15 protein-coding genes are annotated in these 10,171 nt (G+C 34.1%); 9 read left to right on the top strand and 6 right to left on the bottom strand.

The features are described 5' to 3' along the window. The coding region (locus ATK78_RS23040; RefSeq protein ID WP_449415940.1) for an ISAon1 family transposase at positions 1–536 on the bottom strand (536 nt) is incomplete at its 3' end. A 10-nt stretch (positions 537–546) separates the two neighbouring features. Then, complete coding sequence (locus ATK78_RS22580; RefSeq protein ID WP_133578418.1) at positions 547–912, bottom strand: ISAon1 family transposase N-terminal region protein; 366 nt, start codon at positions 910–912, stop codon at positions 547–549. Between the two features lie 293 nt (positions 913–1,205). Here ATK78_RS22580 and ATK78_RS23035 point away from each other — a divergent pair, with 293 nt between their 5' ends. Both ATK78_RS23035 and ATK78_RS23030 read left to right on the top strand, forming a co-directional pair. Beyond that, complete coding sequence (locus tag ATK78_RS23035) at positions 1,206–1,712, top strand: Arm DNA-binding domain-containing protein (protein WP_243732608.1); 507 nt, start codon at positions 1,206–1,208, stop codon at positions 1,710–1,712. Between the two features lie 49 nt (positions 1,713–1,761). Further along, positions 1,762–2,421, top strand: coding sequence for a site-specific integrase (locus ATK78_RS23030; protein WP_243732607.1), 660 nt, complete (start codon positions 1,762–1,764; stop codon positions 2,419–2,421). 137 nt (positions 2,422–2,558) lie between these two features. Here the strand turns inward: ATK78_RS23030 and ATK78_RS22570 are convergent, their stop codons facing one another. From ATK78_RS22570 to ATK78_RS22560, 3 genes are all read right to left on the bottom strand, one after another. Further along, a complete protein-coding gene (locus tag ATK78_RS22570; RefSeq protein WP_133578417.1) occupies positions 2,559–2,924 on the bottom strand; it encodes a hypothetical protein in 366 nt (121 codons plus the stop codon). Position 2,925: 1 nt separating this feature from the next. Further along, positions 2,926–3,423: a hypothetical protein gene (locus tag ATK78_RS22565; RefSeq protein ID WP_133578416.1), complete on the bottom strand. Its 498-nt coding sequence runs from the start codon at positions 3,421–3,423 to the stop codon at positions 2,926–2,928. A gap of 170 nt (positions 3,424–3,593) precedes the next feature. Further along, positions 3,594–3,851 (bottom strand): helix-turn-helix domain-containing protein, encoded by a 258-nt coding sequence (locus ATK78_RS22560; protein ID WP_133578415.1) that lies wholly within the window; start codon positions 3,849–3,851, stop codon positions 3,594–3,596. 368 nt (positions 3,852–4,219) lie between these two features. Here ATK78_RS22560 and ATK78_RS22825 point away from each other — a divergent pair, with 368 nt between their 5' ends. From ATK78_RS22825 to ATK78_RS22540, 5 genes are all read left to right on the top strand, one after another. Continuing rightward, complete coding sequence (locus ATK78_RS22825; RefSeq protein ID WP_166664949.1) at positions 4,220–4,414, top strand: hypothetical protein; 195 nt, start codon at positions 4,220–4,222, stop codon at positions 4,412–4,414. Beyond that, positions 4,366–5,076 carry a HEPN domain-containing protein gene (locus ATK78_RS22555; RefSeq protein WP_133578414.1) on the top strand — a complete coding sequence of 237 codons (711 nt, stop codon included), beginning with the start codon at positions 4,366–4,368 and terminating at the stop codon, positions 5,074–5,076. Before ATK78_RS22825 ends, ATK78_RS22555 begins: the two co-directional genes overlap by 49 nt. A gap of 189 nt (positions 5,077–5,265) precedes the next feature. Then, entirely contained in the window at positions 5,266–6,288 is a 1,023-nt protein-coding gene (locus tag ATK78_RS22550) for a CBASS cGAMP-activated phospholipase (protein WP_133578413.1), read from the top strand. Position 6,289: 1 nt separating this feature from the next. Next, positions 6,290–7,234 (top strand): CBASS cGAMP synthase, encoded by a 945-nt coding sequence (locus ATK78_RS22545; protein WP_133578412.1) that lies wholly within the window; start codon positions 6,290–6,292, stop codon positions 7,232–7,234. Continuing rightward, positions 7,227–7,877 (top strand): SEC-C metal-binding domain-containing protein, encoded by a 651-nt coding sequence (locus tag ATK78_RS22540; RefSeq protein WP_133578411.1) that lies wholly within the window; start codon positions 7,227–7,229, stop codon positions 7,875–7,877. The genes ATK78_RS22545 and ATK78_RS22540 overlap by 8 nt, the downstream gene beginning before the upstream one ends. Positions 7,878–7,951: 74 nt before the next feature. On the opposite strand, the gene ATK78_RS22535 is transcribed toward ATK78_RS22540, so the two are convergent. Then, the gene (locus ATK78_RS22535) at positions 7,952–8,962 is read right to left on the bottom strand and encodes a helix-turn-helix transcriptional regulator (protein ID WP_133578410.1); all 1,011 of its coding nucleotides are present in this window, start codon (positions 8,960–8,962) and stop codon (positions 7,952–7,954) included. 252 nt (positions 8,963–9,214) lie between these two features. Between ATK78_RS22535 and ATK78_RS22530 the strand changes: the two genes are divergently transcribed. Both ATK78_RS22530 and ATK78_RS22525 read left to right on the top strand, forming a co-directional pair. Beyond that, positions 9,215–9,613, top strand: a complete 399-nt coding sequence (locus tag ATK78_RS22530; RefSeq protein WP_133578409.1) for a hypothetical protein — start codon at positions 9,215–9,217, stop codon at positions 9,611–9,613. A 6-nt stretch (positions 9,614–9,619) separates the two neighbouring features. Further along, positions 9,620–10,168: a hypothetical protein gene (locus tag ATK78_RS22525; RefSeq protein WP_133578408.1), complete on the top strand. Its 549-nt coding sequence runs from the start codon at positions 9,620–9,622 to the stop codon at positions 10,166–10,168. Positions 10,169–10,171: the final 3 nt, after the last annotated feature.

Raw genomic sequence — 10,171 nt, 5'->3', positions numbered from 1 at the left:
GTATCTCCGTTGTGCAGTACTTCGGGTTGAAATGGGATACCTGTCTTTTTGGAATGTTCCAGGGCTTCATTTTCTATATCCATTGATTCCCATCTGTGTTTGATCCGCATTTCCTGTAAAGCCTCAGTAGCCAGTTTCTGTACATGGAAACGATCAGTTACCCGGGTTGCCTGCGGAAAGCACCTTTTACAGATCAGCTCCATATTACCTGCCATATCCAGGGTGACATCAGTAACTTTTTTCCTGGCCCTTTCCGGGATCCTGTGCAGTACCGAGATTACCGTTTCTGCTTTAGTACCTGCTACAATAGCAACGATGGCACCTTTCTTACCTTTGGCTGCTTTATTGGTAAGGATCGTATAAAGTTCACCATGGGACAGACTGGTCTCATCAATGGAGAGCTGTTCACCCAGATTTTGGGGAAACAGCAGCCATTTTTTTGAATGTGCCTTTTGTGCCCAGCCTTTAAAGTCACTTAAGCAGTCACGATACTGGCGAAGCAGGTTTTTAGCCTTTACACCATAGAATGAGCTAATGGTATCGACACTACTCGGTGCTGTATCGATTGATCTCTTTTAAAAAAGCCGCGAATTCCCCTGTCATTCGCGTTCCCTTTTCTACTAAAGTCCAATTCCGGTAAATTACAGAACCGGTCTCTGTATTAAGCCATCTGCGCCGTCTGATATGAAAAAACACTTTATGTCCACGGATAGGAAAATCCTGGATCACAATTTCAGCAAAGAATCCTTTGGACAGTACTTTAATATTGCTCCATTCCGAAGGAAGGGTATTGAGTTCTTCAAGCTCTATGTGGAAAGTCTCAGAATCTTCAATAACACCCTTGAATTCAAAATTCTCTAATATAAAATCTGGTAGAAATAATCTGAGCAAAGAGGCAGTAGATGACGGCATAAATGATAATGTGGTTTAAAAACGCAAAGCTAAAATTTTAACGCTGCTCCACAACATTTGGGATTGATCCAAAATTCCGATCCTATAGGTGAGTGATTCGGTGAGTAAATTGAAAATTTACTCACCGAATCACTCATAAAAAACTGACATTAAACAGGTTACCAGACTAAACATCTTGACATCTAGTTACTGCAAAGCTAAATTTGCATCGTTGATTCTTATTGCTTTTTATCTGCGATGCAGCTCTTGCCCGAAAATCGGGCTCGGGTTGTTCACTATTAATGTTTAACATTATGAAAACCAATTTCAGCTTGCTCTTCTACATGAAGAAGCCAAAAAATTATCAAAAGGGCGTTGCTCCTATCTATCTTCGAATTACAGTAAATGGTAATCGTTCAGAAGTTACCACTGGCCGTAGTTGCGAACCTTTACAATGGAATGCAATTTCTGGTCGGGGCAATGGTAAGAAAGAAGAAATGAAATCCTTTAATGCATATTTGGACAACCTGCAAAACAAGGTATTTGAAGCACGTCGGCAATTAACTGAAAAGGATGATGCCATTACAGCCGAGCGTTTGCGAGATCAATTTCAAGGAAAAATAGGAAAACAATGCACCTTAATCGATGTATTTAAAGATCACAACCACAAAATGGAAACATTAGTAGGTTCTGAGTTCTCTAAAGGTACTGCGGAGCGTTACAGAACCTCATTAAAGCATAGCGTTGAGTTTTTACAATGGAAATACAAGGTCAGTGATATAGACATTAGAAAAGTAAACCGTGCTATTTTTTATAACTGAATACGATTTTTACTTACGATCTGTACGAAAATGCGCTAATAATTCTGCGGTGAAATACTTGAAGAACTTCGGCAAGATTATTCGCATTTGCCTTTCCAGCGGATTGCTGGCTACCGACCCATTTCAAAACTATAAAAACAAGATTAAAAAGGTTGATCGGGTTTACCTTAATGAGGAAGAAATAAATCAGATAGCCAATAAGCCGCTGACTTCTGGAAGATTAGCGCAAGTAAGAGATGTGTTTTTATTCTGTTGTTACACTGGCCTTGCCTATGTAGATGTTAAGAATTTAAAAAGAGGCGATATTGTAACTGGCATTGATGGTGAAAAGTGGATCTCTATTAAGAGGCAAAAAACAAATGTTCCTTCCCGCATTCCTTTGTTGCCTGCTGCCTCTACCATACTAAATCAATACCAGAATAATCGGATATGCTTGAATACAGGAATGTTACTACCAGTATCAAGTAACCAGAAAATGAACAGTTATTTAAAAGAGATTGCCGACTTCTGTGGTATACAGAAGCAGATCACTTTCCATATTGCTAGGCATACATTTGCCACAACAGTAACCCTATTGAATGGAATACCTATAGAAAGCGTTTCTAAAATGCTCGGGCATACAAATATTCAGACTACACAACACTATGCTAAAATACTGATATTAAAGTTAGTGCTGACATGGCAACGCTTAAAAGTAAGTATGCAGTAATTTAATTTATCGGGTAGCACAATATCTAGCCTTGATTAACGTCTTTATATACGAGAGCGTTAATTTAGATGAAGCGGGAATGGTCGGAGATCATCCCCGGTTTCTTAAATAATCGATAGCATTATTTGCTCTTGTTATTAATTCTCCTTGCTTTTTGGAACCTCAAATTTATCCAATTCTTCTAGAGCTTTTTCTATTATTTCTTGGTTAGGTACGTTATCGATATTATCCTCAATTTCAGCTATATAATCCATCCAATAATAAAATTCATCTTCATTAAATTCAGAAGCCTTTTTATTCGCTGCTCTTTCAATATGTTCTATCATATTAAGCGTTAATGATTTTATTTTTTCATCAGGGTTACTTTCTGCTCCGTCTATAAAAATATTCTTTTCATAGTTTTCAAAAATCTCTGCTTGTTTGATATATCTACCTAAATAATACAAAGCACTTCTCTTTTCAAATATATTATAACTTTCTAATAAGCTTTCTAAAGTTTTCATATTAACCGATTTTAATTATGTCAAATACTGAATGGGGTAAATTTGATAGTATATACTCGTGGGACAAGGGATTTGCTCTATCTTTAACATCGACTTTTTTATAATAGGGTACAGCTTCAATTCTTGAAATCACGCAAAGTAATGGCCTAAACTGTTCATTAGTGGCTCTTTTTGAAATTGTGATTATCTCATCATATGCTTCTTGTGAGATTTTACCAAGAGCAAGCATCGTATCAGCCCCCTTCCTTATTCCTTTTCGATTAAGTCTTATTTTTGTATTATGTAAGTCGGCGCCTTCTATTTCTTTTTTGAATGTATTATATATTTCTATAGGTGATGAACTTGGAGGAACTGTGAAATGTGGAGATTGGTAATCAGATCCAAAATATGGAGTACACCATAAATAATGTTTATCCTCAAAATATTTTTTATTGATATTATATGCCAATGTTGTCATTGTAGAATATAAAATCGGATGTTTAATGTCATTTAGTGTCATTGGATTTTTCGATTAATGGTGTCTCCTAACTTATTTACAAACTATAAATTCTGTTAATTATAACGTTATTTCTGAAATACTACACAGTTTTTCTCTATATACTAAAAATATATTATTCATAATTACAGATTATTAATACAATTACAAAAGGAAGTCACATTTGATACTGACTATGCGCTTGAATTATCATAATCTTCATTGAAGAACTCACTTAAGCTTACGCCGAAACAATTAAGAATACCAATCAATGTACCAATCGTTATGTTAGCACTCCCAGCTTCATATTTACCATATTGAGAACGATTTAAATTATTATCATAAGAAAACTTATCTGGACTAGTATACCCAGCGAACTTACGGAGACTTTTAAGCCGTAAACCTATTTTCTTTAGCTCTTTTTCATTCGTTAAAAGATTCGCATTTGCCATGAAATAAAGTAAAGCAAATACTCCATTTTTACACACTCTATAAAAAGAGTATTTTTATTTGGAGTATTGAAATTATCTAGTTATCTTAGAGTATTAAATACTTGATTATGTGAGAATAAACAACAAATAAAATATTAATGGTCTTGCGGTTGCATATCTGAAGCCGTAACGCAAGACAGCAGAATACCCAGCCTATTTACTAATATGCTATATTTGCGTATTCCTAAAATAGGTGCTGGACTGCTGTACACTCGTGTTACGTAAGGCTTCAGAAACTCTATGCAACCACGAGATGCAGTTCCGCACCTATTTCTGCTTCTGCATCTCCAAGACTCATTTAAATAGTAAATCAATTAAATGAGATCAATATGGAAGCACTAACCACAATCCAACTTCAAAATCAACAAAAGGATTACTCCTTGCTCATCAAGGCGCTTGTTGAAAGATTTAAACCTGAAAAAATCTATTGCTTCGGAAAGAACACCGTATTCAATGCAAAAAAAGCAATTGCTTTATGGAAAATGATCCAGAAACCCAATGCCATTATTTTCTGTTATTGGTAACTGAAAGTCTTGCCAGAATTGAGCATGATATTCAGCACTATGCAAATACAATTTTCACCGCTGGTACAGTTACCATTTTAGCACATGGAAAACAGACTATTTCAGAAGCCCTAACCGATAACAACAGGTTTTTCAATACCATTTGCAGTAGTGCACAAATCGTTTATAGTCGTGATGGTATCTTAGAACGGGAATCAATCCAGCCCTTTATTCCAACCCAAGCAGGTGTCAAAGCCCTAAAACATCTTAATCACCGAATGGAAATGGCAGACGGGTTCCTAGCAGGTGCTAATGAGTGTTTAATTGAAAACCAGCTTAATGTATGCGTTTTCATGTTACACCAAGCCGTTGAGCAAGTCTGTATAGCCTTAATCGAAGTACATTTAGCTTACCGTACAGACGTCCATAACCTGCACCGTCTTTTACGTTTGTGCAATGTTTTTTCAGATGTCCCCTCAAAAATGTTATTCCAATCCGGTATTAAGAACGATGTGAGGTTGTTTGATTTGCTGGTCGAAAGTTATTCAGCAGCACGCTATAAAGACAACTTTACAATAGAGGAAAGTGATGCCCATGCTTTATTCAATAAGGTGATGGCTTTTGTACCTGTTGCCAAAGAAATGTGTAACCAAGGATTGCTGTACTCGATCAACAGGCTGTGACTTGCGGGGTTTGAAATAGCTTGTTTTCATCTAGTTTCGAATAATATTTAAAATTATAATTTTTCTACTACAAATGAACCTCTATTAGCCTATATGTACAGTATTATAGATGATTAACCAGATCTTGATCCACCTATGCAGATACATTGCACAGATAGCTTTTATGTTTGAATTATTATTTAATGGTTTATGACAGAAGAAAAGAAAAAGTTTAGGATACTATCTATAGATGGAGGAGGAATCAGGGGATTAATTCCGGCTAAAGTATTAGCAGATCTCGAATATGAATTGCAACAGGAAGATCCAGAAAAAAAGCTTTATGAACATTTTGATCTAATCTGCGGTACTTCCACCGGAGCTATATTAGCCATCGCAATTGCTTTAGGAATTCCATCTAATGATCTTGTAAAATTTTATAAAGAAAACGCTAAAATTATTTTCCCAAGATTTATCCTTAAATGCCTTCCGACCAAAACAAGAGCATTTTTCAGCGCGATTTATAGTAATAAGAATTTACTTAAAAAACTTAAAGAGGTGTATGCAGCAGCCAATAATGGAGTGGTTCCATTGTTGAAAGATTTAAAGACAAATGTTTGTATTCCGACTTTTAATGGCAATGACGGAGCTATTAATGTTTTGAAAACCAAACATCACTCCGACTACACTAGAGATTATAAATTACCAGCTCATCATGTAGCAATGTCGAGTGCATCAGCACCGATTTACTTCCCTCCTCATTCATTTAGTTTCAAAAACAATTACGGTAGCGGACAAAATGTAAACATGATTGATGGTGGCCTTTTTGCAAATAATCCGGCTTTAATTGGAATTTTTGAAGCTACAGATAAATTAGGTTATAATCTTTCCCAAATTAGTCTATTGTCTCTGGGAACAGGTAAGGGTAGACAAATAATCAAAAAGAGTTGGAAGCCCAAATCTATTTTTTTCTGGCTATTCCCTAATCCCAGAATTGTAGATATAGTTTTGGATACTCAAGCTCAAATAACAGAACAATATATCGCTTTCTTAAATCGAGCTTTAAAAAAGAATGATCTAGCTTTCGATTATTTGAGAGTTCAACACGATATGGCTGGAGATAGCATTGAACTCAACGCTTCGGATAAAAAATCTTTGCAAAGAATGGAGGCTATTGGCGATGAATTATCAAAAAATAACCTTTTCAATATTCTTAAATTTTTAAATATTAAATAATATGGCAGATACTAAAAAACTTTTCCAAGAATTTCAAACAGAAATTTCCCTAACTACTGAAAAAAAATCCAAAATGACTACTTCAAAAAATGCGCTACGTGAACGCATTAGAAAGTATTTTAAGGAAAATCATCCAGAATATATACCAAAATTTTTCATCCAAGGATCTTATAAAATGGGCTCCGCAATAAGAACAAAGGATGATATTTGCGACTTAGATGACGGCATTTACTTTTTCAAAAAACCGGATGTAACTGCAACTACGCTTCAATCTTGGGTTTGGGATGCTGTCTATGGATATACAACTACCGATCCTGAGCATAGAAAAAAATGCATTAGAAAAGTTTTCGCTGGCGATTATGAAATTGACTTCCCTATCTATTACAAAATAGATGGCCAAGAATATATGATTGCGGTTAAAAATACTGGTTGGGAAGATAGTGACCCAAAAGCCGTTGTAAAATGGTTTAATGCTCAAAAAGATATAGAAGGTATGCTCATTAAAATCGTCAAGGACTTAAAAGCTTGGTGTGATTTTAAACGTAATAAAATGCCAAGTGGCTTAGCTATGACAATTTTGGCATCTAATGCAAAGTCCAAAATCATCTTAAATGCTAGGGAGGATATTGCATTAACTGATGTTTTGAAAGAAATAAAAAAAGCCTTAAAAAACAGTTTTCAGTGCATTGTTCCTGCAATTCCAAATGATGACTTGTTTGAACATTATAGCAGTAGTCGCCGTCAAAACTTCTTAGATAATTTAGATTGCTTCATCGAAGATGCAGAAAATGCACTAAAGGAGCCAAATCAACTTAAAGCGAGTAAACTTTGGCGGAAACACTTGGGTGATCGTTTCCCTTTAGGCCAGGATATATCTGAAAATTTATCTAGTAATGCTGCGCTAATTGCAGGAGCATCTACATCAAAACCTTGGGCAAATGGTTAATAGCGATGGCTACAGATTATTTGTTAATCAAGTCGAATTGGTATCTCAAACCAATCCCGGTCTCACTTCTTTTGTAAAAGAAGGGATTCCGGGGTTAAAAGGTGAAATAAATTTAGTTGATGATGGAAATGGTTTAATAGATACTTATTCTGTTGAAATTTTAGCTACAAGCAATTTCCCTAACTCATTTCCGGTTGTGTTTGAGGTTGGAAAAAAAATTCCTATAAATTATGATTGGCATGTTTATGAAACAGACGGCCATTGTTGTATAAAAACTACTCCGGAAGAAATGCTGGCATGTAAGAAGGGAATAACATTGTCTGGTTTCATAGAGGAAGAAGTGAAACCATATTTTTTTAATCAAACCTTCCGAAGATTAAATGGATACTTTTATCAAGAAAGATCTCATGGGTTGAAAGGATGGATTGAGTTTTTCAAAGAGACATTTAATACGACAGATATGAACTTAATCAAAGAAGGATTAAAGTTCATATCAAAAAAACAAAAACCTGATCGCGTGTCATTGTGTTTTTGTGGTAGTGGAGAAAAGTATAGGAAATGCCACAGAGATACGTATGATAAATTATCTACACTTTCAACAACTGATTTTGAGTTTATGTTTGAAGTTCTAGGAATTGATTAGGTTATTTATATCCATATCTATAAGTTCAAGCGTATCCTGAAAGAAATAAGAGGTCAAATCGAAACATAATTTTTTCAGTTGTATTGTTTTATTGCACAGCTATACCTTTCAGCAATTTTGTTTCTAAAACTTTCAGGCGAAATAACTTCAACTAAATCACCAAATGACATAATCAAGCTTTCTAATTCATAATTGGGAATTACTTCGATAGAAATTACTAAATGTTCACCTTCTTTTGATATGTTTTTTTGAGAGCCATGAATCGGTTTAGATAAAACATAAGGTTTTGATTTTGGAGCAAAACGCAAAACAATTTTTTCTACAATAGTATTTTCGTTTAACGTTACTCCAATTACATCTTCAAAATACTCATTAAAATCATACGTCGTATTTTCCACAAAGGACGTTGAATCTTCTTCTATAGTTAATATCCTATCTAGTGCTAGATTATTTATTTTTTGAAAACGATCATTTAGACCTAGCAAAAACCAACGGTTATTATATTGTTTAAGGTAGTATGGGTGAAAAACAAACTTACTTTTATTTTCAGTCTTATAAGATTTGTAACTTATACACAGTGCTTTTTTATAAAGAATAAAATGAAAAAGTCCTCCTAAAAATTCAATCCCTTTTAAATAATTATTATTATCAAAGCTAATAATTGGACTAGTCTCATTTTCCATTAGTATGGAATTTTCCATTTTTGAGCTTAGCTCATTTAGCCATTCGAACTGAGGCATCCCCTTAAAATGAGATAACAATCTCATTGCGGCCTTAATTTGTTCTAATTCAGCTTGATTTAGTGGCTGCTTATCAATGGAAAATCCTTTTTCTGTATATCTATAATAAATTCGTTTTCCTTCTTCAAAACGACCAATTGGAGCACTCCATCCCTCAGAACTTTCCATGTGCTTAATGTCATTTTGTATACTTCTTTTTTTTATGCCACTGGAATCCGGCTCGATTTCTTTTAATGCCAAATCGCAAGCATTTACCAAATCTTCAATAAAATACTTTTTTACTGGGTTAGAAAGGCATCTATCTAATACTCTATATCTAATAAGCGCATTTTTTACAGGAGGCATAATTGAGCATTTTTTTTTAAAGATATAAATTACTATGCAAATAGACTGCACAGGTCAGGGTCACTTTTAACTCATAATCTAAAGTATATCATTATGTACATTTACATAAAAGAGGTCAAAGTCAAAAAGCTAATCTTTATACACCGCTTATCATCGCCCAGCACAAAGTTACCTTAAGCACAAAAAAATAATTTCTTGTATAAACAAAAAAATCATTTTTAATTTGCACTTTAGTCAAACCAAAAAATATAAATGGCTTTACTCTCTCAAAAATCTGAAATGAATTATGCTTCTGCGGGACATCTCCAAAAACTAACATACTATTGTTCAGTTGTCCATTGCTCTTATTATAGTTCCGTACAATTGATGAAACATATTCTCTTAAATAAAATTGGAAAAACTGAAGCAGAAATCAAGTCGGAGAGTTCTTCTACATCAGGCGGATCACATGTTTACATGATTAATGAGACATTTAATTATTTAAAACTTAAAAACAATAAAGACTTAGCCCTGTTCTATAATAACATTAACAATTTAAAAAAATTACGCGTTGAAGCTGACTACGGCGAAATTACCATTGATCACGATAAGGGAAAAAGTTCAATACATCTATCAGATGAAATTAACAAAATATTAAAAAGCACTCTCTAAAATACTATGACCTCAAGAGAATATATAAAATCGAAAATGTCAGCTCTAGTTAAAGATATTAAAACTTTGAAGGCAAGTTACAGCTTTCACGAATTATCGTCAACACATTCGGTTGAAGTAATTCCGAATGAAATTTATCATTCTAATGACGTTTTAAAGGCTTGGGAGCTGAATTTTATTATTGGATTTATTCAAAAATTTCCTAACGAAAGTCTATGCATATTAACTGATGACGCTATCTTGCCAATTGGGCATATAGAATTTAGCATTCTTGGAAAGGATTTTAAAGAAGCATCGGATAATTATTCTGCCAATCAAGAGTTAGTCAGTCTGGTTTTTGATAATCAGTTTTATGATACTCTAAAAGAAATTTTCGTCACTCATAGTCCAGTGATCTTGGAGCAAATGTCTTACAATCAAAAAATCATTGATGTAAATACACTTCCTTCAGCTTATAACATTTTAGAAAATATTATAATAGAAAAGGCTAGCTCCTTTAAAGAGTTTGAGAATGAAAATCTTGATTGTGAGAATATTTACACTTTGGCTGCCTAAACT

Source organism: Pedobacter metabolipauper, from assembly GCF_004362715.1.
In the GTDB taxonomy this organism is placed as follows: Bacteria; Bacteroidota; Bacteroidia; order Sphingobacteriales; family Sphingobacteriaceae; genus Pedobacter; species Pedobacter metabolipauper.
The sequence above is the reverse complement of the archived record's forward strand: the minus strand, read 5'-3'. Positions and strand labels throughout refer to the sequence as shown.

Bases quoted from the DNA above. Each gene is read 5' to 3' on its own strand.
- ATK78_RS22580 (WP_133578418.1), bottom strand. From the start codon at position 912: ATGCCGTCATCTACTGCCTCTTTGCTCAGATTATTTCTACCAGATTTT.
- ATK78_RS23035 (WP_243732608.1), top strand. From the start codon at position 1,206: ATGAAAACCAATTTCAGCTTGCTCTTCTACATGAAGAAGCCAAAAAAT.
- ATK78_RS22570 (WP_133578417.1), bottom strand. From the start codon at position 2,924: ATGAAAACTTTAGAAAGCTTATTAGAAAGTTATAATATATTTGAAAAG.
- ATK78_RS22565 (WP_133578416.1), bottom strand. From the start codon at position 3,423: ATGACACTAAATGACATTAAACATCCGATTTTATATTCTACAATGACA.
- ATK78_RS22560 (WP_133578415.1), bottom strand. From the start codon at position 3,851: ATGGCAAATGCGAATCTTTTAACGAATGAAAAAGAGCTAAAGAAAATA.
- ATK78_RS22825 (WP_166664949.1), top strand. From the start codon at position 4,220: ATGGAAGCACTAACCACAATCCAACTTCAAAATCAACAAAAGGATTAC.
- ATK78_RS22555 (WP_133578414.1), top strand. From the start codon at position 4,366: ATGGAAAATGATCCAGAAACCCAATGCCATTATTTTCTGTTATTGGTA.
- ATK78_RS22550 (WP_133578413.1), top strand. From the start codon at position 5,266: ATGACAGAAGAAAAGAAAAAGTTTAGGATACTATCTATAGATGGAGGA.
- ATK78_RS22545 (WP_133578412.1), top strand. From the start codon at position 6,290: ATGGCAGATACTAAAAAACTTTTCCAAGAATTTCAAACAGAAATTTCC.
- ATK78_RS22540 (WP_133578411.1), top strand. From the start codon at position 7,227: ATGGTTAATAGCGATGGCTACAGATTATTTGTTAATCAAGTCGAATTG.
- ATK78_RS22535 (WP_133578410.1), bottom strand. From the start codon at position 8,962: ATGCCTCCTGTAAAAAATGCGCTTATTAGATATAGAGTATTAGATAGA.
- ATK78_RS22530 (WP_133578409.1), top strand. From the start codon at position 9,215: ATGGCTTTACTCTCTCAAAAATCTGAAATGAATTATGCTTCTGCGGGA.
- ATK78_RS22525 (WP_133578408.1), top strand. From the start codon at position 9,620: ATGACCTCAAGAGAATATATAAAATCGAAAATGTCAGCTCTAGTTAAA.